The following is a 24,440-nucleotide window of genomic DNA, read 5'->3' as shown; positions in this document are numbered from 1 at the left end:
TCAGTGCGTCCCCAGCCGGGGCGCTTCCCAGCATAGAAACAGGTTTGCGGTAATGACGTCGAAAAACACAACGGGAACCAGGGGTGCCCTGGACCGTTATTTCTCCATCTCCGAGAGGGGGTCGACCATCGCCACGGAGATCCGTGCCGGTGTGGTCACTTTCTTCGCGATGGCCTATATCATCATCCTCAACCCGCTGATCCTCGGTACCACCGAGGACATCAACGGTAATACCCTCGGCATCCCCCAGGTCGCGGCGGTCACTGCGCTGGCCGCCGGTGTCATGACCATCGCTTTCGGTCTGATCGCCCGGTATCCCTTCGGTATCGCGGCGGGCCTGGGCCTCAACACCCTGGTCGCAGTCACCCTCGTCGCCAGTGAGGGATTGACCTGGCCGGAGGCCATGGGCCTGGTGGTCATCGACGGCATCGTCATCGTCATCCTGGCGGTCTCGGGATTCCGCGCCGCTGTCTTCCGTGCCATCCCGCAGTCCATGAAGGCCGCCATCAGTGTCGGCATCGGCCTGTTCATCGCGATGATCGGTCTGGTGGATGCCGGTTTCGTCCGTCGTATCCCCGACGCCGCCGGAACCACCGTCCCCGTCACCCTCGGTATCGACGGGTCAATCGCCTCCTGGCCCACCTTCGTGTTCATCATCGGTGTCCTGCTGTGCGGCATCCTCGTCGTCCGTGGTGTTCGCGGTGGCCTGTTCATCGGCATCCTGGGTACCACCGTCATTGCCATCATCGCCGAGACGATCTTCGGTGCGGGCGCCTCCTTCGAGGACGGCGAACCCAACCCTGAGGGTTGGTCGCTTGCGGTTCCGGGCATCCCCAACTCCTTCGGTGGTGTTCCCGACCTGTCCCTGGTCGGTGCATTCGATCTCGTCGGTGCATTCACCCGCGTGGGTGTCCTCGCCGCCAGTCTCCTGGTGTTCACCCTCGTGCTGGCCAACTTCTTCGACGCCATGGGCACCATGACCGCGCTGGGCAAACAAGGCAACCTCACCGATGCCGACGGCAATCTGCCGGACATCAAGAAGGCCCTCGTCGTCGAGGGTGCCGGAGCCATTGTCGGTGGTGCGGTTTCCGCATCCTCCAACACCGTCTTCGCAGATTCCTCCGCCGGTGTGGCCGACGGTGCCCGTACCGGCCTGGCCAACCTCGTCACCGGTGGTCTGTTCCTGCTCGCGATGTTCCTCACCCCGCTGTATGAGATCGTCCCGATCGAGGCCGCCGCCCCGGTCCTGGTCATCGTCGGCGCGATGATGATGGGCCAGATCCGCGAGATCGATTTCTCCAAGTTCTACATCGCCCTGCCGGCCTTCCTCACCATTGTCACCATGCCGTTCACCTACTCCATCGCCAATGGCATCGGTGTCGGCTTCATCATGTATGCCGTCATGGCCGCCGCCGCGGGTAAGGGCAAGCAGGTCCACTGGTTGATGTGGCTGGTCGCCGCCCTGTTCGTGGTGTTCTTCGGCATCGATCCGATCATGTCCGCGGTGTCCTGACCGTGATAGACGTAGAGCGCATCACCATCACCGACCCGGCTGATCCCCGGCTGGATGACTTCCGCGATCTCAACCATTCCGATTCACGCCCCGACCTCCCCGGTGGCAAGGGCCTGGTCATCGCGGAGGGACCACTGGTGACCGGCCGCCTGCTGGAATCCCGGTTCCCGGTCCGCGCACTGGTCGGATTCCGGGGCAAGCTGGATGCCTTCCTCGCCGAGCACGAGGTGGGTGACATCCCCGTCTACGAGGTCACCCGGGAGGTGCTGGCAGAGGTCGCGGGATTCGACATGCACCGCGGTCTCCTGGCCGCCGCAGACCGCGTCGAGGAACCCACCGTGGCAGAGGTGCTCGAGGACGCACGCACGGTCGTGATCCTGGAGGGCGTCGGCGACCATGAGAACATCGGCTCCATGTTCCGCAACGCCGCGGGCATGGGAGTGGATGCCCTCCTCTTCGGCAACGGCTGCGCCGACCCGCTCTACCGACGCGTCGTGCGGGTATCCATGGGGCACGTCCTCCGCCTCCCGTACGCGCATCTGGCCGGCACCTACACCACGTGGCAGCGGTCCCTGACCGAGCTTTCCGACGCCGGCTTCCACCTCGTCTCCCTCACCCCGGATCCGGAGGCCGTCCACCTGGAGGACGCCCTGGCGGGGAGGGAGAAGGTTGCACTCCTCGTCGGCGCCGAGGGGCCGGGACTGACCGAACACGCCATGAGAGCCACAGATGTGCGCGCCCGGATCCCCATGGCACCCGGGACGGACAGCCTCAACCTGGCGACCTCCGCGGCCATCGCCTTCTATGAACGCGATCGTTCCCAGCGCCACCGGGACTGAAATACCGGCCCTGAGGGCCTACTCCCTGGAATCTCCGGCGGAGTCTCCCGTGTAGAGGTCCTCATCCGCGCCGGGACGACGGTCCCTCGGGCGGGCGCTGTTTCTGTCCCGGCCTCGGGTGGCTTCCGCACCAGTGCTGCGCTCTGCCTCCGGAGTCCCGGGAGTCGCCGCAGCCCCCGAAGAAGAAGCTGTTTCCGGTGGGGCCGGGGTTGTCTTGCGGTCGGTGTTCCTGAGCCGTTCCGCCATGGTGGAGCTGAGTTCCCTGCCCGCCCTGAACAGGGTTTTACCCAGGCTCTGGGCGGCGCGGGCGACCTTGCCGGCGCCGTCGACGACCCGGTGGGGCACCACCCGGTCTGGGATGTCATGCCGTTCGTAGTCGTCGTAGTCCGCTGATTCGCGCAGACCGAGTTTCTCGGCGGCGTTCTGGGTGATCTCATCCACGGATACCTGCCGTCGCGGGGCGGCGATCCGGGGTTCCGGACGTCCGTCCACGGCGAAGGCGACCACATTGATATCGGGTGAGGTGGCGGGATCGAATCCCAACCAGGCGCGCTGTGCCTCCCGGACCAGTTCGATCGGGTTGAAGGGCAGGGACAGTGGGCTGGTCCGTTCACCCTTCTTACCGGCCCAGTAGGGTGCCTCGAAGCCCCCGGGGACCCCGATGTCCTCAAAGACGCGTTCCTCGCGGGCGATGAAGGAACGTTTGATGGTATCGCCCCTGATGTGGGCGAACCCACCCAGGGTGGTGTGCTCGTTCTCGGCGAAGACATAGATGTCCGAGGCCGGCACGGATTTCAGGATGCGGGGATCGAGTGACTCCATGGAGGAGACATCCTCGAGGGCGGTCTGGATGATGGTGACACCGGGAAAACCGGCGATGTAGAACTCATTCGCCGAGGCGGGGGCGGACCTGCTCAGCGAGAACTGGCCGATGGGTGTGATCGGCCACGCGGGGTTCAGCTGCGCCAGATACTTGCGGCCGAATCCGCGGTCGGCACGTGGTCCCGACCGGATGATGGCGTGCGGATCGGCTGCCGTCACAAACCAGAAGGTGACGATGGCCGCATTCTCTCCCAGCTGTTGAGGCATGACTGATCAGTCCTATTTCTTCGGGCGCCGGGTGTTGGCGCGAACTCCCAGCAGAACATCTTCCCAGTGTGGGGTGACCGCTTTACGACGCCGGTTTCGTGGTGCCTCCTCCGTCGCGCGTCCGGTCTCACCCTCGGCTGCGGTGACGTCGTCATCCGCGTCGGTGGGGTCGGTCTGTCCGTCGGGGATGTTCCCGTGCTCGTCTGTGCGACGGTCATCCTCGCCGGCATCCTTATAGTCCGAACCGTCATCCCCCGGATAGTGTCCACCGCGGACCGAGGTCAGGGTGCGGACGGGCTGGATGAAATCAGGATCAATGAGGTCGGCTGCCACCGGGGTGCGTGGATCAGAGGTGGGGGAACTGGTGTTGTGCAGGTTGAGGGACCATTCAGCGTGGTTGTCGCTGAGTCCGGCCTTCCAGTCCACCCGGACGATCCACTGGTTGGAGGTATCCCGGTAGGCATCCCACACCGCGGAGGTCAGGTCATGACCGCGGGCCGCGAAGGCGGTGGCGAGAATCTCCCACAGGGTGAGCTTGGCGGGGCCGTTCTCGCGTACGGGATGTGACTGCTTGGCCAGTTCCGCGATGCGGGCACGCTCCAGGAGCACGGGGTGGGCATAGGGTTCGATGCGGGCCTCGGTCACACCGTTTTCCTCAGCGACATTAGCGACGGTGGCACCGGCGCGGATACGTGACTGGATTTCCCGCGGGGACATGATCAGGGGTGCGCTGATGCGGGGGTCGATCTCCCGTTCCTCCCGCGGGCTGCGCGCCGTGGGGGCCGGGGGAACCTCGGCAGGGTCAGTGGCAGCGGCATCCGGGGTCTCCGGATCCTCCGGGGTAACCGGGTCGGTATCTGCACTGACGGGGGAGAGGTGCACGGCACCTCCGGGAACGTAGACACCGTTGGCATCCGTGTCAGCGACGGGGGCGGGTGCCGGGTGACCGGCCACGATATCCCGGAGCTCGTCGGTGACTGCGATGAAGAATTCCTCGGCACCGTCCTCGTGGGAGGTCTTGAACACCAGGGACGATTCGGTGGAATCACCGCTGACGAGGAAGATTTCCCGCATGTTGACTCCTTTGGCTTCAGTGATGACGGTGAGTTTACTTCAAGGGGGCACCACCGTGATGTGTTTACCCAGCTTAACGAAAAAACGCGCTGCTCCGTGGTACCGGGGTGGTACCGGGGCAGCGCGTCCTGCAGGAAAGGCCTGCGCGGGTGTTACTTCTTGGCGAAGCCACCCTCGAGGATGTGGTCGATAGCCTTGGTCAGCTTCTCCACATCAACGGTGTCGATGGCGGGGAACATACCCACGCGGAGCTGGTTGCGACCGAGCTTGCGGTACGGCTCGACATCGAGGATGCCGTTGGCGCGCAGGATCTTGGCCACGACGGCTGCGTCGATGGAGTCATCGAAGTCGATGGTGCCCACGACGAGGGAGCGCTTGGCTGCATCCGCAACGTACGGGGTGGTCTCCTCGCGTGCCTCGGCCCAGTCGTAGAGGACGGAGGAGTTGGCGGTGGTGCGGGCAACCATGCCGTCCAGACCACCGTTGTCGTTCATCCACTTGACCTGGTTGTCCAGCATGAGCAGGGTGCCCACGGCCGGGGTGTTGTAGGTCTGGTTCTTCAGGGAGTTGTCCACTGCGGTCTGCAGGTTGAGGAACTCGGGGATGAAGCGGTCGGAGGAGTTAATCTTCTCGATGCGCTCCAGGGCGGCCGGGCTCATGGCAGCCAGCCACAGGCCACCGTCGGAGGCGAAGCACTTCTGCGGGGAGAAGTAGTAGACATCGGCGTCGGCGATGTTGACGGGCAGGCCACCGGCGCCGGAGGTGGCGTCGATGGTGACCAGGGAGCCCTCGGAGCCCTCGGGACGGGTGACCGGGACCATGGCGCCGGTGGAGGTTTCGTTGTGGGCCCAGGCGATGACGTCCGCACCCTCGAAGGCCTGTGGCTCGGGCGCATCGCCCGGCTCTGCGGTGACCACGTCGGGCTCCTCCAGCCACGGTGCCAGCTTGGAGGCCTTGGCGAACTTGGAGGAGAACTCACCAAACGAGAGGTGACCGGACTTCTTCTCGATCAGGCCGAAGGTCGCGGCATCCCAGAATGCGGTGGCACCACCCAGGGAGAGGATGATCTCGTAGCCCTCGGGCAGGGAGAAGAGTTCGGAGAGTCCATCGCGGACGGATCCGACGACGTTCTTCACGGCCGGCTGGCGGTGTGAGGTGCCGATGATGGAGGATGCGCCGTCAACGATCGCCTGGATCTGCTCGGGGCGGACCTTGGAGGGACCGCAGCCGAAGCGGCCGTCGGCGGGGATGAGCTCGGAGGGCAGGGTGGGGAAGTCGGTCATGTCTTCGGGCAACTTTCTGCGCTTGGAAGTGAGGCGTAGGTAAGAGGTCGGTTAGCGGCCCCCGCCTTATCTGACTTGATCACTATAACCCCACAGCACCCCGGTGCCTGTGTCCACGTCCCACAAAACCCGCCCATTTCGGGGGATTGTCCCGAAAAATGCGCGGGGGTTCCAGACCGGGTATGCCTATCGACGCATCACCCCTCCCCGGTACGTCCGGTAGGTGATTTATCACCATATTGGGGGTAGTGCCTATTACTGCGCCGGATTTTGTTTTCAACCCTGCGAATATCCCCTGTAGTTGGGTTTTGAACACATGGTTTACATGCGGAAAGAAAAAAGTTCGGGTTTTTTGTCGCACACATCACAACCTTTGCTAAACTGTGCCATGCTCCACTCCTTGGCGGAATGGCGCTAATGGAAATCAGGTGGAAAAGTACGGTTTTCCACCTGCAATTGATATGACGAAACACAAGTGAATAGCAGGAAGACGGCACAATTCCCGGCGTGACCGCACCTACTGACTACGGTGGGTGTGGGTGGTTGGGAAAGGTGGGTATCCAAGTCCGCAGAGGGGGGAAGTGGCCCTTAACCGGGATATGGCTAAACGGCATTTGTCGGTATAGCGTGTTAAACGGACCGGTTTGGAAACTTTTGTGTCGCGCAACAACATTCTGGCTGCACGTGATGCGTCCGACCTGGTTATTGAATCTGGTGAACTCCCGCAACCCGGGGGGAACCGACAAAAAGTTTGAAAGGGAAATCGTGGCTTCTGATAACAACAAGGCTGTACTGCACTACCCTGGCGGCGAATTCGAGATGGACATCAAGCAGGCCACCGAGGGTAACTCCGGTGTCATCCTGGGTAAGATGCTGTCAGAAACCGGCCTGGTCACCTTCGACCCCGGTTACGTCAGCACCGGTTCCACCGAATCCAAGATCACCTACATCGATGGTGATGCAGGCATCCTGCGCTACCGCGGCTACGACATTGCGGATCTGGCCGAAAACGCCACCTTCAATGAGGTCTCCTACCTCCTGATCAAGGGTGAGCTCCCGACCCCGGATGAGCTTCACAAGTTCAACGACGAGATTCGTCACCACACCCTGCTGGACGAGGACTTCAAGTCCCAGTTCAATGTCTTCCCTCGCGATGCCCACCCGATGGCCACCCTGGCTTCCTCGGTTAACATCCTCTCCACCTACTACCAGGATCAGCTTGATCCCCTGGATGAGGCTCAGCTGGACAAGGCAACCGTCCGCCTGATGGCGAAGGTTCCGATGCTGGCTGCGTACGCACACCGTGCCCGCAAGGGTGCGCCGTACATGTACCCGGATAACTCCCTCAATGCCCGTGAGAACTTCCTGCGCATGATGTTCGGTTACCCAACCGAGCCGTACGAGGTTGACCCGATCATGGTCAAGGCCCTCGACAAGCTGCTCATCCTGCACGCAGATCACGAGCAGAACTGCTCCACCTCCACCGTCCGCATGATCGGCTCCGCACAGGCGAACATGTTCGTCTCCATCGCCGGTGGCATCAACGCACTCTCCGGCCCACTGCACGGTGGCGCCAACCAGGCTGTTCTCGAGATGCTCGAGGAGATCGCAGCCAACGGCGGCGACGCAACCGACTTCATGAACCGCGTGAAGAACAAGGAGAAGGGTGTCCGCCTCATGGGCTTCGGACACCGCGTCTACAAGAACTACGATCCGCGTGCAGCCATCGTCAAGGACACCGCCCACGAGATCCTCGAGCACCTCGGTGGCGACCCGCTGCTGGATCTGGCTCTCAAGCTGGAGGAGATCGCTCTCAACGACGATTACTTCATCTCCCGCAAGCTGTACCCGAACGTGGACTTCTACACCGGCCTGATCTACCGCGCCATGGGCTTCCCGACGGACTTCTTCACCGTCCTGTTCGCCATCGGCCGTCTCCCGGGCTGGATCGCCCACTACCGCGAGCAGCTCGCTGATCCGGGTGCCAAGATCAACCGTCCTCGCCAGATCTACACCGGTGAGACCGCACGCAAGATCGTCCCCCGCGAAGAGCGCTAGGCAACGGGTCTGACGCGCCTTCGGTGCGACCCGCTTCGGCCGGAGCCAGTGAATCTGTCATAATGACAGGCAATGGTTCCGGCCTTTGCTGTGTCCCGGGAGACCCCGTCAGGGGCCACACGGGGACACGGCATCCGAACCCCACCATCGTCACGATCTTTCAAGGAGCATGTGAACCTCATGGAAAAGCCACAGATTGAAGCCCAGACCGGACCGGTGCCAGACGACCTGGTGATCAAGGACCTCATCGTGGGTGAGGGAGCCGAGGCGCAGCCCGGTGGCGTCGTCGAGGTCCACTACGTCGGTGTCGACTTCGAGACCGGCGAGGAGTTCGACTCCTCCTGGGACCGTGGCCAGACGAACCAGTTCCCGCTCACCGGCCTGATCGCCGGTTGGCAGGAGGGCATCCCGGGCATGAAGGTCGGCGGACGTCGTCAGCTGACCATCCCCCCGGAGGCCGCCTACGGCCCTGAGGGCAGCGGACACCCCCTGTCCGGCCGCACCCTGGTCTTCATCATCGACCTGATCAGCGCCTAGTTCAGTTCAGCCAGGCGCTCATAGTGCCTGAAACGCTGTTCCCGCCCCACCCTCTCCGGATTGGTTTCCAATTCGTGGAGGGTGTTGTCAATGGCGGCCACGACCTCGCCGATGAAGTCGTTGTTTTCCGCGATGAGCCCGTCGATGATCCCGGAGTCCAACATCGCGTGTGCGGACACCCCCTGCCGTTCCATCATCTCCGGGGCGTGGGATGTGTCGCGGTAGATGATCGCCGAGGCGCCCTCCGGGGGGAGGGGGGACAGCCAGGCGTTCTCCGCCGCCAGCACCCGATCGGCGGGCAGCATGGCCAGCGCACCGCCCCCACAGCCCTGGCCGAGGATGATGGAGACGGTGGGCACCGGAGCGTCGACAAGCTCGCCTAAGGTCCGGGCGATGGACCCGGCGAGCCCGCGCTCCTCCGCCTCCTGCGACAGTTCCGCGCCGGGCGTGTCGATGATGCTGATGATCGGCAGCTGCAGCTCCCTGGCCAGGGCGATACCGCGGCGCGCGAAACGCAGGGCCGCCGGCCCGAGCGGGAGGTGGTGCCGGTCCTGCCCGATGAGTACGACCGGACGGCCCCCGATTCGGGCCAGCGCCACCGTGGTTGCACGCGAGATCCGACCGTCGCCCGTGCCGGAGAGTGTCACCACATTCCGTCCCAGGCGCGACACCAGGTCGGCCACCCCGGGGCGACCGGGTTCCCGGGTGATCATGATCGACTCCCACGCGCCACGGGGTTCCCCGGGTGCGGCGAGCTCACGGGGCGTGCTTGGCGACGCCTCCCCCAACACCCTCATGATCTTGACCACCGCCGCACGCAGCTGGGTGGGGGAGACCACCCCGTCGATGACCCCGTGCCCGGCGAGGTTCTCGCCACGCTGCACGCCCTCCGGCATGGGGGTGCCGGTGGTCAGCTCCACCACGCGGGGACCGAGGAAACCCAGGAGCGCATCCGGCTCGGCATAGGTGAAATGACCGGCGGAACCCCATGAGGCCATCACCCCACCCATCGTGGGGTTGCGCAGGTACACCAGAAACGGCAGATGGGCATCCTTGTGCCGGTAGACGGCCGTGGTGATGGAGATCATCATGGCGAAGGCCGGGGTGCCCTCCTGCATCCGCGTGCCACCCGAACACGGGGAGATCAGCAGCGGGAGACGCTCCTGCGTCGCCCGGTGGATGGCCTGGATCAGGCGGCGCGAGGTGGCGGCACCGATCGAACCGCCGAGAAAGGCGAACTCAGAGACGATGAACGCCACGCGGGAACCGTCCACCGTGCCCTCACCCGTGATCACCGCCTCATCGACCCCGGATTTCTCCCGGGCGCGGGCGAGTGCATCCCGGTAATCATCACCTATCTCCCCGTACTCCGGGGGAGTGTCCCAGAAGCGGAAGCTGTCCTTGTCCAATACCTGATCGATCAGATCCCTGGCGGAGGTTCGTGTCATGGTCTCAACATTAACGATTCCGGGCCTGTTATTTCGGAGGTTGAGGCTGCTCGGGGTGGGCGCGGGTGGTGTTGAATGAGGGTATGACACACCACGATGCATCAAATCCGATGATGAGCCCGACACCGAGTCCGACACTGAGCCTGACCGACGGGTCCGAGATCCCCCAGATCGGGCTGGGGACCTGGCAGATGTACGGCGAGGAAGCCTACCGGACCGTCCGTGAGGCCATCAGTATGGGGTACCGCCACATCGACACTGCGAAACTCTATGACAATGAGGTGGAGGTCGGTCGCGCCGTCGCCGATGCCATCAGGTCGGGTGAGGTCACCCGCGATGAGCTGTTCATCACCTCCAAGGTGTGGAACGACGACCACGGCCGTGACCAGGCAGCCCGGGCCTTCCAGGCCTCACTGACGCGCCTGGGCCTTGATTATCTCGATCTGTACCTCGTCCACTGGCCGTGCCCGCGGCAGGGACTGTACAACGAGACCTTCGAGGCGATCGCGAAGATCCAGGGGCTGGGGCAGGTGCAGTCGATCGGCGTGGCCAATTTCTACGCCGGGGTGCTGGAGGATCTCGTGGCCACCACGGGGATCGTCCCGGCGGTGAACCAGGTGGAACTGCACCCGGGATTCAGCCAGGCATCCCTGAGAGCGTTGCACGACAGGCTCGGCGTGGTCACCACCGCATGGGCGCCACTGGCGCGGGGTGGGGTCCTGTCGCATCCGGTCATCACCGGGATCGCGGGCCGACACGGTGTCCCGGCATCCGCGGTGGTGCTGCGATGGCTGGTCCAACTGGGGGTGGTGGCCATCCCGAAATCATCCGATCCGGGGCGTCTCCGCAGCAATCTGGATGTGCACGGCCTCGAACTTTCGATGGAGGAGATGGGCCATATCACCGCACTCGATGATGAGCCGGGAATGGGCCGTCTGTTCCATGACCCCGAGGAATTTCCAGCCTAACCTGCCCGATATTAACCCCAGAAACGGAAAAGGTGCCAGAAAAGCCGGTATGTGAAGCCCGTTAACTATTGCAACCGTACGTTTACAGAGTTAACAAAGTCATCACTCTGTACTCTTTTGGGGGTAGATCGTCAGCGTCTATAACCGCTGGTCAGAATGGTTTTCGGGTGTATCGGGTGTGGAAGTTTGGGAAAAGTTTCTTTAATCGCTATCGCATTGCAATGTGAGTTAGGTAACTTCACATTCACACGTTTAGCTGTGACCGACAACATAATTTTCCGGTCGTTGGCGAAATGTAGTGAGATCATTCAGTTCCCGGGGGAGGCCGGCACCTCCCCCGGAAACCGGTTACCAACACCCTGCTCGAGGGATATGAAAGCGAGATGAATTTCCAGTGAGTGCAGAACCTTCAATCCGGGAGCGTCGCCAGCCGACAGCTCAAGAATTCCGGGACATGCAGAACAGCCAGGAGTTCGGTGAGCTCCGCAGCAAGTTCCGCTCCTTCGCATTCCCGATGACCATCGCGTTCTTCGTGTGGTACATCGCTTATGTGCTTATTGCGACCTTCGCCAGTGAGTGGATGTCCACCCCGGTGTTCGGATCCATCAACATCGGCCTGATCTTCGGACTGCTCCAGTTCGTCACCACCTTCGTGATCACCTACGTCTACATTCTGTTCGCGAATAAGAACCTTGAGCCCCGCCAGGCTGCAATCCGCAAGAAGATGGAAGGCTAAACCACAATGAACTCAACCCTTCTCCTCGCACAGGAAGCGACACCTGAGGGTGTCGGTAACCCGATCCTCAACATCGCTGTCTTCGTTGTCTTCATCGTCGTCACCATGACCGTGGTGATGCGCGTCGGTAAGAGCTCCGGCGAATCCACCGACTTCTACACCGGTGGCGCCTCCTTCTCCGGCACCCAGAACGGCCTCGCCATCGCAGGCGATTACCTGTCAGCCGCCTCCTTCCTCGGTATCGTCGGCGCCATCGCGTTGAATGGTTACGACGGATTCCTCTACTCCATCGGCTTCTTCGTGGCCTGGCTCGTGGCCCTGCTGCTGGTGGCCGAGCCACTGCGTAACGTCGGTCGCTTCACCATGGCGGACGTGCTGTCCTTCCGCCTGAAGCAGAAGCCGGTCCGCGTGGCCGCCGCCTTCGGTACCCTTGCCGTGAGTCTCTTCTACCTCATCGCCCAGATGGCCGGTGCAGGTTCCCTCGTGTCCGTTCTGCTCAACATCCACGAGTTCGTCTGGCAGGCCCTTGTGGTCGGCATCGTCGGTATCGTGATGATCGCCTACGTCCTCCTGGGCGGCATGAAGGGCACCACCTACGTCCAGATGATCAAGGCTGTCCTGCTGGTCGGTGGCGTGGGCGTCATGACTGTCCTGACCTTCTGGAAGGTCAAGGGTGGTATCTCCACCCTGCTGGATGATGCCGTGGCCACCCACGCTGCATCCGATCACCTCGCCAACAAGGGCTACGAGGCCACCCAGATCCTGGAGCCTGGCCTGCAGTACGGTGCGAACCTGACCTCCCAGCTGGACTTCATCTCCCTGGCCATCGCCCTGGTGCTCGGCACCGCCGGCCTGCCCCACGTCCTTATGCGCTTCTACACCGTTCCCACCGCCCTCGAGGCACGTAAGTCCGTCACCTGGGCCATCGTCCTCATCGGTGCCTTCTACCTGATGACCCTCATCCTCGGTTACGGCGCTGCCGCACTGGTTGGACCGGATGATATCCTGGCTGCGCCTGGCGCGCAGAACGCCGCAGCCCCGCTGCTGGCCTTCGAACTCGGTGGTTCCATCTTCATGGCGCTGATCTCCGCGGTCGCCTTCGCCACCGTGCTCGCCGTGGTCGCCGGCCTGGCCATCACCGCCTCCGCAGCTGTCGGCCACGACATCTACAACGGTGTTCTCCGTGACGGCAAGTCCACCGAGGCCGAGCAGGTCCGCGTCTCCCGCATCACCGTTATCGTCATCGGTGTCATCTCCATCGTCCTGGGCATCCTGGCCATGACCCAGAACGTCGCCTTCCTGGTCGCCCTGGCCTTCGCTATCGCAGCGTCCGCCAACCTGCCGACCATCCTGTACTCCCTGTACTGGAAGAAATTCAACACCACCGGTGCCGTCGCCGCCATCTACACCGGCCTGATCTCCGCACTGCTGCTGATCTTCTTCTCCCCGGCAGTCTCCGGCACCGAGACCTCCATGGTTCCCGGCGCTGACTGGGCCTTCTTCCCGCTGAAGAACCCGGGCATCATCTCCATCCCGCTGGCATTCCTCGCCGGCTGGATCGGCACCATGGTTGGTAAGCCAGACAACATGGATGACCTCGCAGCCGAGATGGAAGTTCGTTCCCTCACCGGCGTCGGCGTCGAGAAGGCTGTTGACCACTAGTCATCACCTGAACCAGAACCGGCGTGGCGTCGTCCGCACCCACTAGATTCCACCACTGTTCCCCCGCGGGAACGGTGGTGGTTTCTTTATGCATTAGGATTATTGGGCGTGTCGTCATCTTCCTACGTCCACCCCGGGTGGCGTCTTTCCACGTTTCTGCTCGCGGTGGTCATCGCCGTGGGCGGTCCGCTGATTATCCTCACCGGTGACGGGGGGAATGCCGGGGAGGTTACAGGGCAGCAGGTGGAGAAAACCGCGGTCTCCGCCGGGTCGGACATCACGGGTAATTCCAGCTATTCGGATTTTGTGGAGAACTCCACCGGCTCCCAGGTGACTTATGTGCAACTGGACGGGGACTTCCGGACGGGGACCGCCACCGAGCGGTTTGCCCGTCCAGCCCTCAGCCTGATCAAGCTCTACATCGCCGATTACGTTCTGGACAATGGCACCGTGGAAGAGAAGTACACTGCGGTGGATATGATCAACAGTTCCTCCGATGCCTCGGCCAGCCAACTGTTCGAGAAGTACCCCGCCGCTGTCGATGCCACAGCTGATAAATATGGTCTGCTATCCACCCGGGGGGCGGACCGCTGGGGATACTCGGTGACCTCCACCTATGATCTGGCGAAATTCGTCGCCACGCTCCTGGAGGAGGCCCCCACCTCGCCGATCCTGGTGGCCATGGCCGCGGCCGACCCGGTCGCCGCGGACGGTTACGAGCAGGATTGGGGCACCCATGTGTTGCCCGGTGTCATCGGCACCAAGTGGGGATGGTCCGATGATCGCATGCTGCACTCCTCGGTGTCCTTCGGTACCGACTTCGTCGTGGCGGCCGCGGTGACCGGTGATGCGGAGGATCTCACCCGGCTGGTGGAGAATCAGCTGGGGGATGTCCGGGAGCAGGCGGCGGGGGACTAGCGTGACCGCCTGCACACGAATGCACCCGGGCCGGGACACCACATGGTGTCCCGGCCCGGGTGCATTGGATGTGTGTGAGCTAGCTGGACAGTGTGCCCAGTACTTTCATGACCTCGGAGATGGTCTCCGGGTTGAGGGCGGGCTGGGGGAGGGGCTGCTGGGACCCCTGCAGCGGCGGGACCGCAGCATCGACCACGTTGCCGGGGGTCCACTGGCCCCAGTCGTGGGCGTAGACGTGATTGATGTCGATGCCGACCCCGTCCAGGCGGTCCTTGTCGATGCGTACCTGGTGCAGTGTGGTGCGGGGATGGATACGGCCGTTGGAACCCCAGTTGTGCATCCAGAAGAACTCACCGAGTCGGTCGTTGACGGCCCAGTCGATGACGTTGTAGTTTCCGTAGACGCCCAGGCTGTATCCGGCGGCCTCGAGTGCGGTCTTGAAGGCCTGGAGGTAGGGGCGGATCTGGTTGACGTACTGGGTCCACGTCGGGTTGTCATCGATGGCGACGTAGATGGGCCGGCGGGTGGGTCCACCCGCCGCCACGTGGAGGGCAATGGCCTGTGGTGCATGGACCGCGGCGCCGGCGGCCCCGTTGAGCCAGTCCGCGTTACCGGCCTTGCCGTACTGGTAGACCGAAGCCGTCTTCAGTCCCAGGGAGGCGAAGCTGCGGGTTTCAGCGAGGGTGACGGGCTTGCCGATCATCCATGACTCGGTGCCGGGTCGACGCTGGGAGACATACCGCACCGCGCCCAGGTGGCCCGCCGCCTTGATGGATGCCGCGCTGGGTAGACCGGCGGCGTAGTCGATGACGGTTCCCAGGATGGGGCCGAGGGCCGTCGCCTTCGGTGCCACGAGGATGCCCGCCGCGCCTGCTGCGGCGGCACCGGCGGCCACCTTGAGGAACGTCCTGCGGTTGATGGGTGTGTTCATGAGTCTCCGATCCCACTTGGGTCCCAAAAATAACGGTGAATAACACTGATTGACAGTGGATCACAGGGGATAACAGTGGTTAACAATAACAACATGGGACCATCGTGGCCAGAGGTCGCAGAAAAGCGCCCCAATCACGCCCATTATTTGTGATGTTCCACACAATGACAACCATGTTTCCTGCGAAAACTACCTATTGCCAGCTAAACGTGAGGGTTCATTCACCTTTCTCGGCTACGTTCGCGTAACCTACGCATTCGTAAGTGGTCATGGGACGCCTGTGCCCATTCCAAGACTTAGGAGCTTTATTTCGTGAGCATCTCTTCACTGACACCGCTGCATTCCTTCAAGGAGCCAGCAATTCTGTATGCAGGTCAGGCTTCCGCCTGGCAGCAGGTGATCGCCGACGCCAGTGTCGACCACATCGCCGCCTCCCATCTCCGCGAGCTGCTGTCCCGCGCCCGGGCCAGGACTGCCCCCTTCGCACGCCAGGTGACCTCCATCGTCCCCGGCTCTCTTGCACGTCTGGAGGAGCTGACCCGCGAAGGCGCGGATCACGAATCCGACGTCGATCCGCAGCCGGCCGTCTCCATCCCGGGCATCGTCCTGGGCCAGGTTGCCGCCAGCCGTCAGCTGCGCGATCTGGGACTTGATGTGGACAACGCCACCCGCCTGGGCCACTCCCAGGGCATCCTCGGTGTCGAAGCCGCCGTCAACGAGGAGGACGTCCTCGCGTTCGCCATCCTGCTCGGTGCCGCCGCCTCCCAGTTCGCCGGCAAGGGCTCGCACATGCTCTCCGTGCGCGGTCTCGACCGCGACACCGTCCACGGCGCTGTCGCCGATGTTGAGGGTGTCGAGGTCTCCCTGCGCAACGCACGCGCACACTTCGTCCTCTCCGGTAAACCGGATCAGCTGAAGAAGGCCGCCGCAGCCCTCCAGCACGCAGCCGACGCCTTCAATGAGGACATCAACAACAAGCGCAAGGGCGGCTCCCTGCTCGAGCCGAAGTTCGACTACCTGCCTGTTGCCATCCCATTCCACCACTCCTCCATGCAGGAGGCGGTCAACATCGCCGTCGAGTGGTCCGAGACCTGTGGTCTCAACGTCGACGCCAAGAAGCTGGCCTGCGCCATTCTGGTCGACCACTCCGACTGGGTTGCCCAGATCGCCCAGCTGAAGGCCGATTACGTCCTGACCCTGGACGCCGGTCTCGCACGCTTCACCGCACCCCTGCTCGACGGCACCGGCATCACCCAGCTGCCCGCCTACACCGCCGCAGAGCGCGACAACCTGGCACGCCCGGGTTACCAGATCCCGACCTCCGACGACTGGTCCGAGTTCGCACCGAAGCTGGTCAAGCTCCCCACCGGTGAGACCAAGGTCCAGACCCGCTTCTCCACCCTCACCGGTTACTCACCGATCCTGCTCGGTGGCATGACCCCCACCACCGTGGATGCCACCATCGTCGCCGCAGCCGCCAACGCCGGCTACTGGGCTGAGATGGCCGGCGGCGGACAGTACTCGGAGGAGGTGTTCAACCGCAACAAGGAGAACCTGGTCAAGCAGCTGAACCCGGGCCGCGCCGCCCAGTTCAACTCCATGTTCTTCGACCGCTACATCTGGAACCTGCAGTTCGGTGCGCAGCGCATCGTGTCCCGCGCCCGCGCTGCCGGTACCGCCATCGACGGTGTGGTCATCTCCGCCGGTATCCCCGAGCCCGAGGAGGCCACCGAGCTGATCGAGGGCCTCAACGAGGACGGCTTCCCCTACATCGCCTTCAAGCCGGGCACCGTGGACCAGATCCGCGCCACCCTGGCCATCGCCGAGAACAACCCCGACCATGACATCATCATGATGGTCGAAGACGGCCACGCCGGTGGACACCACTCCTGGGTCAACCTCGATGATCTCCTGCTGACCACCTACGCCGAGGTGCGTGCACGCAAGAATGTCGTGCTCACCATCGGTGGTGGCATCGGCACCCCCGCCAAGGCTGCCCACTACCTCACCGGTCAGTGGTCCGCGGACCTCGGTTACCCGAAGATGCCTGTCGACGGCATCATCATCGGCACCGCAGCCATGGCCACCAAGGAGGCCACCACCTCACCAGAGGTCAAGCAGGCCCTGGTGGACACCCCGGGTATCGACCCGCAGGATGCCGGTGGCTGGGTTGGCCGCGGTGATTCCCGCGGTGGCGTCACCTCCGGTCTGTCCCACCTGCATGCCGACATGTACGAGCTGGACAACGACTCCGCAGCCGCTTCCCGTCTGATCTCCTCCATCGACTCCGATGATGTCGACGAGCACCGCGAGGAGCTCATCGCCGCCATCAACAAGACCGCCAAGCCGTACTTCGGTGATCTCGAGGAGATGACTTACGCCGAGTGGATCGAGCGCTGGGTCGACCTGGCCCACCCATCCCAGGATCCGACCTGGGACGATCGTCTCTTCGACCTCGTGCACCGCCTGGAGGCACGTCTCCACGACGCCGACCACGGTGAGATCGAGACCCTTTTCCCGGACCTGGCCTCCATCGAGGACGCACCGGCCGCCGTCGAGAAGCTCCTTGCCGCCTATCCGCACGCCCGCGAGATCAAGGTCTCCGCACGCGACGCCGCGTGGTTCATCGGTCTGTGCCGCAAGCACCACAAGCCCATGCCGTGGGTCCCGGCCATCGACGCAGACCTCGCCCGCTGGTGGGGTCTGGACACCCTGTGGCAGGCACACAACCCGCGCTACAGCGCCCACGCCGTCCGCGTCATCCCCGGCCCGGTCTCCGTCGCAGGCATCGACCGCGTCGATGAGCCCGTCGCCGATCTGCTCGGTCGCTTCGAGGAAGCCTGTGTCGAGGCTGTCGACGGCGAGCCCGTCGAGATCTACGCCCGCCTCAACGAGTCCAAGAACGAGCGCGACCTGCTGCTGGCCGCACCGCACATCGTCTGGCACGGCAACCTCATCGACAACCCGGCCCACGTCCTCAAGGACGGTGCCTTCGAGCTCATCGAGGAGGACGGCTACTGGATCATCCGCATCCTGGCTGACTCCGTCTTCGATGACATCCCCGTTGAGCAGCGCCCCTACCTGGTCAAGCATGTCGACATCCCCGTCGAGCTGAACGATGCCGTGGCCACCGGTGCCTCCCCGGTTGTCTCCCGTGAGAAGCTGCCCGAGTCCGTCTACGCACTGCTCGCAGGTGTGGCCGGTGTCGGTTCGGTCTCCGCCGCAGGCGACAAGATCGAGGCACTGCCCACCAAGATCGACGATGGCACCGAGTTCGGCTATGTCCGCGACTCCTTCACCCTGCCGCGCGAGCTGCTCACCGCCCACACCGCCGTCACCGGCGCAGCGCTTGAGGAGCACAACGTCGGCACCGGCGACGTGCTGGTCGGCGTCTGCTGGCCCGCCCTCTACGCCTCACTGGGCACCGGCAAGCTTGCCGACGGTTACCCCGTCATCGAGGGTCTGCTCAACGCCGTCCACCTCGACCACCTCCTGGACCTGCGCGTCCCACTGGAGGAGCTTGCCGACGGCCGCACCATCGACGTTGAATCCCGCTGTGCCTCCATCGAGGAGTCCTCCTCGGGCCGCATCGTCACCGTGCGTCTGACCCTGTCCTCCGAGGGTGAGGTGGTGGCCAAGCTGGTCACCCGCTTCGCCATCCGTGGCCGCATCACCACCACCGACATGGCACAGCCTGCCGAGTCCTACGGTGGACGCGACGAGGTCATCGAGGACACCCCACGTTCCTTCGTGCGTTCCGCCACCGTCACCGCCCCGGCCGACATGACCCCGTTCGCCATGGTCTCCGGTGACTACAACCCGATCCACACCTCCGCCAACGCCGCCAAGCTTGTCGGTCTCGATGCGCCCCTGGTGCACGGCATGTGGCTGTCCGCCACCGCCCAGCACCTGGCAGGCCTCGGCTCCGAGGTTGTCGGCTGGACCTACTCCATGTACGGCATGGTCCAGCTCAACGATGTTGTCGACATCACCGTCGAGCGCGTCGGTCGCGCCGGACTGATGCCGGCCTACGAGGTCACCTGTCGTATCGACGGCAACGTGGTCTCCCGTGGCCAGGCACTGCTCAAGGCTCCGACCACCGCGTATGTCTACCCGGGCCAGGGCATCCAGGCCCAGGGCATGGGCCAGGGCGACCGCAACGCCAGCCCGGAGGCCCGCGCCGTCTGGGAGCGTGCCGACGCACACACCCGCGCCAACCTCGGATTCTCCATCCAGCAGGTCATCGACGAGAACCCGGTGGAGCTCAAGGTCGGGGACACCACCTTCGTCCACCCGAAGGGTGTCCTCAACCTCACCCAGTTCACCCAGGTCGCGCTCGCGGTCGTCGCCTACGCACAGACCGAGCGTCTGAAGGCTGCCGACGCCATCGTGGACAACTCCCTCTACGCCGGTCACTCCCTCGGTGAGTACACCGCCCTGGCTTCCCTGGGCAACATCTTCGAGCTCGAGGGTGTCATCGATGTGGTGTTCTCCCGCGGTTCCGCCATGCACTCCCTGGTCCCGCGTGATGAGCAGGGTCGCTCCAACTACGCCCTGGCCGCCTTCCGTCCGAACATGATCGGACTGTCCGGCGCCGAGGTGGAGAACTGGGTCGACCGCATCGCCGAGGAATCCGGTGAGTTCCTGCAGATCGTCAACTACAACGTCGACGGCCAGCAGTACGCCGTCGCCGGTACCCTCAAGGGTCTGAAGGCTCTCAAGGCCTCCGCCAGCGCCAACCCACGCGCCTACGTGGACATCCCCGGCATCGACGTGCCGTTCCACTCCAGCGTCCTGCGCCCGGGTGTCCCGGCCTTCGCCGAGAAGCTCGACGAGCTGCTGCCACAGGTCATCGACATCGATGCCCTGCGTGGCCGCTACATCCCGAACCTGGTCGCCCGCCCATTCGAGCTGACCCAGGACTTCGTCGACGCCATCCTGGCTGTCGTCCCGTCCGAGCGCCTCAAGGGTGTCAAGGTCGAGGAGATGGAGGAGAACAAGCTCGCCCGTCTGCTGCTCATCGAGCTGCTGTCCTGGCAGTTCGCCTCCCCGGTCCGCTGGATCGAGACCCAGGCCCTGATCATCGGCATGGTCGATCAGATCATCGAGGTCGGCCTCGCAGCATCCCCGACCCTGACTAACCTGGCACTGCGCACCATGGATGTCATCGGCGAGACCCGCCCGGTGTTCAACGTGGAGCGCGACCAGGACCAGGTCATGCTCAACGACGTCCGTCAGGCACCTGTTGCTGAGGTCGAGGAGGATGACGCCCCGGCGGCTCCCGCCGAGTCCTCTGCACCCGCCCCGGTCACCGAGTCCGTGCCCGCACCGGCCGCACCTGCTGCCGCACCGGTCGCCGTCGCCGATGCCCCTGAACTGAAGTTCAACGCATCGAACGCGATCATGACCCTGTTCGCACTGCAGAACAAGATCAACATCGACCAGATCACCCCGGCGGACACCTCCGAGACCCTCACCAACGGTGTCTCCTCCCGCCGTAACCAGATGCTCATGGACATGTCCACCGAGCTGTCTGTCCCCACCATCGACGGCGCAGCCGACGCCGACGTGGCCACCCTGCAGGGCCGTGTCGTCACCGCCGCACCGGGCTACAAGCCCTTCGGTCCGGTTCTGGGCGAGGCCATCCGCGCCCGCCTGCGTGCGCTACTCGGTGCTGCCGGCCTGAAGGCCTCCTACGTCGGTGACCGCGTCACCGGCACCTGGGGCCTGCCGGACAGCTGGACCGCGCACGTCGAGGTCGAGCTGCTGCTGGGTACCCGCGACGGCGAGTCCGTCCGCGGTGGCACCCTGGGTTCCCTGCCCGAGTCCGCCTCCAACAAGGGTGAGGTTGATTCCCTCATCGACGCCGCCGTCGGCAACGTCGCGGCAGCCAACGGCACCTCCGTGTCCCTGACCGCCGGTGGTTCCGGTGGTGGCGGTGGAGTCGTCGACTCCGCAGCCCTGGACGCCTACGCCGACACCGTCACCGGTGAGGACGGCGTCCTGGCGAACATGGCACGCGGCATCCTGACCCAGCTTGGACTGGACACCCGGGATGACGCACCGGCCGCCGAGGCCGACACCGAGCTCTACGAGGCCGTCGAGGCCGAGCTGGGTGCCGGTTGGCAGAAGATGGTCACCCCGGTGTTCACCGCCGAGCGCGCCATCCTCTTCGATGACCGCTGGGCCTCCGCACGTGAGGACCTCGCACGCCTGGCCACCGGTGCCGATATCGCCGTTGAGCGTTTCGTGGGCACGGGTGAGACCGTCGCAAAGCAGGCAGCCTGGTGGGCTGACCACGTCGAGGATAAGACCCTCGCCGCAACCCTGACCGAGGTCTCGAAGGTTGCCCTCGAGGCAGCCGACGAGCCACACGTCGAGGATGTCGCACTGGTCACCGGTGCCGCCCCTGAGTCCATCGCGGGTGCCGTCGCCGGCCGCCTGCTGTCCCAGGGCGCAACGGTCATCATGACCGCCTCCAACGTGTCCCAGGCACGCAAGGAGTACGCACGTCAGCTCTACGCCCAGCACGCCTCCCCGAGCGCGAAGCTGTGGATCGTTCCGGCGAACATGTCCTCCTACCGCGATGTCGATGCCGTCATCGACTGGATCGGCAATGAGCAGCGCGTCACCGTCGGCGGCTCCGCCACCGTGACCAAGCCTGCCCTGACCCCGACCCTGGCGTACCCATTCGCCGCACCGTCTGTCTCCGGCAACCTGTCGGATGCCGGTCCACAGACCGAGAACCAGGCACGTCTGCTGCTCTGGTCCGTCGAGCGCACCATCGCGGGTCTGGCCGACCTGGCCTCCCGCGGTGCAGGTAACCGTGTCCACATCGTCCTGCCGGGTTCCCCGAACCGTGGCATGTTCGGTGGCGACGGCGCCTACGGCGAGGTCAAGGCAGCCTTCGACGCCATCCTGGCGAAGTGGGGCTCCGAGACCGGCTGGCCACAGTACGTCACCCTGGCGCAGGCACGGATCGGCTGGGTTGCCGGTACCGGTCTGATGGGCCGCAACGACGTCCTGATCCCGGCCGCTGAGAAGCTGGGCATCCACGTCTACACCCCGGAGGAGATCTCCACCGAGCTCCTCGGACTGGCTTCCGCCGAGTCCCGCGAGCAGGCGCTGACCGCGCCGATCGACTACGACCTCACCGGTGGTCTCGGCGGCGGTATCTCCATCGCCGAGCTGGCTTCCTCCCTGGAGCAGGATGAGGTGGAGCAGGACTCCTTCGACTCCACCACCATCAAGGCCCTGCCATCACCGAAGAACCCGGTCCAGGCACCGGGCGCAGAGGTCGGCGAGGTCAGCGTGGATCTGGACGACATGGTCGTCATGGTCGGTGTGGGCGAGATCTCCTCATGGGGTTCCGGCCGCACCCGCTTCGAGGCCGAGTACGGCATCCAGCGTGACGGCAGCGTTGAGCTGACCGCCGCCGGTGTGGTCGAGCTCGCCTGGATGATGGGCCTGATCACCTGGTCCGAGGACCCACGTCCGGGCTGGTACGACGCCGACGGCACCGAGGTTCCGGAAGAGGACATCTACGACCGCTACCGCGACGAGGTTGTCGCCCGCTGTGGTATCCGAGAACTGGTCAACGACGCCTTCCTCATCGACGGTGGTTCCATGGACGCAGCCGAGATCTTCCTCGACCGCGACATCACCTTCACCGTCACCAGTGAGGAAGAGGCCCAGGCCTACGTGGATGCCGACGCATCCGCCGAGATCGCCGAGATTGACGGCGAGTGGACCGTGACCAAGAAGAAGGGTTCCACCTCCTTCGTGCCACGCAAGGCCACCCTGACCCGCTCCGTCGCAGCCCAGCTGCCGACCGATTTCGATCCCGCCAAGTGGGGTATCCCGGCCTCCATGATCGATGCGATGGACAACATCACCGCATGGAACCTGGTCACCGCCGTCGATGCCTTCCTGTCCTCCGGCTTCAGCCCCGCTGAGCTGCTGCAGGCTGTCCACCCGGCTGATGTGTCCTCCACCCAGGGCACCGGTATCGGTGGCATGCAGTCCCTGCGCAAGCTGTTCGTCAACCGCTTCCTGGGCCAGGATCGTCCCTCCGACATCCTCCAGGAGACCCTGCCCAACGTCGTGGCTGCCCACACCATGCAGTCCTACGTCGGTGGCTACGGTCAGATGATCCACCCGGTTGCCGCCTGTGCCACCGCGGCTGTGTCCGTGGAGGAGGGTCTGGACAAGATCCGCCTGGGCAAGGCCGACTTCGTGGTCGCCGGCGGTATCGACGACATCCAGGTCGAATCCCTCACCGGCTTCGGCGACATGAACGCCACCGCCGATACCCAGAGCATGCTGGACAAGGGTATCGATCCGCGCTTCATCTCCCGCGCCAACGACCGTCGTCGCGCAGGCTTCCTCGAGGCCGCCGGTGGTGGCACCGTGCTCCTGGCACGTGCTTCGCTTGCAGCCGAGCTGGGTCTGCCGGTGCTGGCCGTGGTCGCCCACGCCCAGTCCTACGCCGACGGTTCCCACACCTCCATCCCGGCCCCGGGCATCGGTGCCCTGGGTGCCGCACGAGGTGGCGAGAACTCCCGCCTGGCCAGGGAACTGAAGAAGATGGGTCTGACCCCGGACGATGTGCGTGTGGTGTCCAAGCACGACACCTCCACCAACGCCAACGACCCGAACGAGTCTGAGCTGCACAGCATCCTCTGGAAGACCATCGGCCGCGAAGCGGACAACCCGATGTTCGTCATCTCCCAGAAGACGCTGACCGGCCACTCCAAGGGCGGTGCCGCACTGTTCCAGATCGGTGGTCTGGTCTCCGTCCTCGAGACCGGTAAGCTGCCGCAGAACGCGGCCCTGGACTGTGTGGATCCGGAGATGCAGGCCAAGGGCGAGAGTCTGGTCTGGCTGCGTGAGCCACTCGACCTGGGTGCCGGTGCCATCAAGGCCGGTGTCCTGACCTCGCTCGGTTTCGGTCACGTCGCCGCCCTGGTGGTCATGGCCACCACGGGTGTCTTCGAGCAGGCTATGCGCAACGCTGGTCTGGACGTGGAGGCATGGCGCAAGCGCGCCACCGAGCGCCTGCGCGCCGGAGCCAACCGCCTCGAGGCCGGCATGGTCGGTCGTGCACCACTGTTCGAGCAGGTCGACGGTCGTCGCCTGCCTGAGCGTGGCGCACACCAGGCTGAGATCAACATGCTTATCGACGCCGACGCCCGCCTCGGCGCCGACGGCACCTACCCGGCCGCGCGCTAGGCAGGTGGTGCGGGTCAACCCACCAGGTTGACCGGCACGAGAGCATGATTCGAACCGCCCGCCCCTTGTTTCTCCTCAGGAGAGCAGGGGGCGGGCGGTTTTTGTGTGGGGGGAGGGCGGTGGAAGCCAGGAAAAACCCGCCTGCACCGTGGT

General features: G+C 64.4%; 13 protein-coding genes and 1 pseudogene. 9 read left to right on the top strand and 5 right to left on the bottom strand.

The window, feature by feature from the left end; all coding sequences use genetic code 11:
* Positions 1-169 precede the first annotated feature (169 nt).
* Positions 170-1,513 carry an NCS2 family permease gene (locus H9627_RS10745; protein ID WP_318247783.1) on the top strand — a complete coding sequence of 448 codons (1,344 nt, stop codon included), beginning with the start codon at positions 170-172 and terminating at the stop codon, positions 1,511-1,513.
* A 2-nt stretch (positions 1,514-1,515) separates the two neighbouring features.
* A complete protein-coding gene (locus tag H9627_RS10740; RefSeq protein WP_191734028.1) occupies positions 1,516-2,352 on the top strand; it encodes a TrmH family RNA methyltransferase in 837 nt (278 codons plus the stop codon).
* Between the two features lie 216 nt (positions 2,353-2,568).
* On the opposite strand, the pseudogene H9627_RS10735 reads toward H9627_RS10740, so the two are convergent.
* From H9627_RS10735 to serC, 3 genes and pseudogenes are all read right to left on the bottom strand, one after another.
* A pseudogene (locus H9627_RS10735) lies at positions 2,569-3,441 on the bottom strand (DUF6928 family protein); the annotation flags it as partial.
* Between the two features lie 12 nt (positions 3,442-3,453).
* The gene (gene sepH, locus H9627_RS10730; RefSeq protein ID WP_191734026.1) at positions 3,454-4,515 is read right to left on the bottom strand and encodes a septation protein SepH; all 1,062 of its coding nucleotides are present in this window, start codon (positions 4,513-4,515) and stop codon (positions 3,454-3,456) included.
* A 152-nt stretch (positions 4,516-4,667) separates the two neighbouring features.
* Complete coding sequence (serC, locus tag H9627_RS10725) at positions 4,668-5,798, bottom strand: phosphoserine transaminase (RefSeq protein ID WP_191734025.1); 1,131 nt, start codon at positions 5,796-5,798, stop codon at positions 4,668-4,670.
* A 765-nt stretch (positions 5,799-6,563) separates the two neighbouring features.
* On the opposite strand from serC, the gene H9627_RS10720 reads away from it, so the two are divergent.
* Both H9627_RS10720 and fkpA read left to right on the top strand, forming a co-directional pair.
* Entirely contained in the window at positions 6,564-7,856 is a 1,293-nt protein-coding gene (locus tag H9627_RS10720; protein ID WP_191734024.1) for a citrate synthase, read from the top strand.
* Between the two features lie 180 nt (positions 7,857-8,036).
* The gene (gene fkpA / locus H9627_RS10715; RefSeq protein WP_191734023.1) at positions 8,037-8,393 is read left to right on the top strand and encodes an FKBP-type peptidyl-prolyl cis-trans isomerase FkpA; all 357 of its coding nucleotides are present in this window, start codon (positions 8,037-8,039) and stop codon (positions 8,391-8,393) included.
* Here the strand turns inward: fkpA and H9627_RS10710 are convergent.
* Positions 8,390-9,841 carry a carboxyl transferase domain-containing protein gene (locus tag H9627_RS10710; RefSeq protein ID WP_191734022.1) on the bottom strand — a complete coding sequence of 484 codons (1,452 nt, stop codon included), beginning with the start codon at positions 9,839-9,841 and terminating at the stop codon, positions 8,390-8,392. The genes fkpA and H9627_RS10710 overlap by 4 nt on opposite strands.
* A 110-nt stretch (positions 9,842-9,951) precedes the next feature.
* Between H9627_RS10710 and H9627_RS10705 the strand changes: the two genes are divergently transcribed.
* The 4 genes from H9627_RS10705 (at position 9,952) to H9627_RS10690 (ending at position 14,125) form a co-directional block, all read left to right on the top strand.
* Positions 9,952-10,809: an aldo/keto reductase gene (locus tag H9627_RS10705; RefSeq protein ID WP_404826209.1), complete on the top strand. Its 858-nt coding sequence runs from the start codon at positions 9,952-9,954 to the stop codon at positions 10,807-10,809.
* A 454-nt stretch (positions 10,810-11,263) separates the two neighbouring features.
* Positions 11,264-11,545: a DUF485 domain-containing protein gene (locus H9627_RS10700; RefSeq protein WP_191734021.1), complete on the top strand. Its 282-nt coding sequence runs from the start codon at positions 11,264-11,266 to the stop codon at positions 11,543-11,545.
* Positions 11,546-11,551: 6 nt separating this feature from the next.
* Complete coding sequence (locus H9627_RS10695; protein ID WP_191734020.1) at positions 11,552-13,207, top strand: solute symporter family protein; 1,656 nt, start codon at positions 11,552-11,554, stop codon at positions 13,205-13,207.
* Positions 13,208-13,315: 108 nt separating this feature from the next.
* Positions 13,316-14,125: a hypothetical protein gene (locus H9627_RS10690; RefSeq protein ID WP_318247782.1), complete on the top strand. Its 810-nt coding sequence runs from the start codon at positions 13,316-13,318 to the stop codon at positions 14,123-14,125.
* Positions 14,126-14,204: 79 nt separating this feature from the next.
* On the opposite strand, the gene H9627_RS10685 is transcribed toward H9627_RS10690, so the two are convergent.
* The gene (locus H9627_RS10685) at positions 14,205-15,056 is read right to left on the bottom strand and encodes a DUF1906 domain-containing protein (protein WP_191734019.1); all 852 of its coding nucleotides are present in this window, start codon (positions 15,054-15,056) and stop codon (positions 14,205-14,207) included.
* A 312-nt stretch (positions 15,057-15,368) separates the two neighbouring features.
* Between H9627_RS10685 and H9627_RS10680 the strand changes: the two genes are divergently transcribed.
* Positions 15,369-24,287 (top strand): type I polyketide synthase, encoded by an 8,919-nt coding sequence (locus tag H9627_RS10680; protein ID WP_191734018.1) that lies wholly within the window; start codon positions 15,369-15,371, stop codon positions 24,285-24,287.
* Positions 24,288-24,440: the final 153 nt, after the last annotated feature.

Source organism: Corynebacterium gallinarum (genome assembly GCF_014837045.1).
Classification (GTDB): Bacteria; Actinomycetota; Actinomycetes; order Mycobacteriales; family Mycobacteriaceae; genus Corynebacterium; species Corynebacterium gallinarum.
The sequence above is the reverse complement of the archived record's forward strand: the minus strand, read 5'-3'. Positions and strand labels throughout refer to the sequence as shown.

Excerpts from the sequence above, each read along its gene's own strand:
- H9627_RS10695 (WP_191734020.1), top strand. The coding sequence starts at position 11,552 with ATGAACTCAACCCTTCTCCTCGCACAGGAAGCGACACCTGAGGGTGTC.
- fkpA (WP_191734023.1), top strand. The coding sequence starts at position 8,037 with ATGGAAAAGCCACAGATTGAAGCCCAGACCGGACCGGTGCCAGACGAC.
- H9627_RS10685 (WP_191734019.1), bottom strand. The coding sequence starts at position 15,056 with ATGAACACACCCATCAACCGCAGGACGTTCCTCAAGGTGGCCGCCGGT.
- H9627_RS10705 (WP_404826209.1), top strand. The coding sequence starts at position 9,952 with ATGATGAGCCCGACACCGAGTCCGACACTGAGCCTGACCGACGGGTCC.
- serC (WP_191734025.1), bottom strand. The coding sequence starts at position 5,798 with ATGACCGACTTCCCCACCCTGCCCTCCGAGCTCATCCCCGCCGACGGC.
- H9627_RS10710 (WP_191734022.1), bottom strand. The coding sequence starts at position 9,841 with ATGACACGAACCTCCGCCAGGGATCTGATCGATCAGGTATTGGACAAG.
- H9627_RS10700 (WP_191734021.1), top strand. The coding sequence starts at position 11,264 with ATGCAGAACAGCCAGGAGTTCGGTGAGCTCCGCAGCAAGTTCCGCTCC.
- H9627_RS10745 (WP_318247783.1), top strand. The coding sequence starts at position 170 with ATGGCCTATATCATCATCCTCAACCCGCTGATCCTCGGTACCACCGAG.
- sepH (WP_191734026.1), bottom strand. The coding sequence starts at position 4,515 with ATGCGGGAAATCTTCCTCGTCAGCGGTGATTCCACCGAATCGTCCCTG.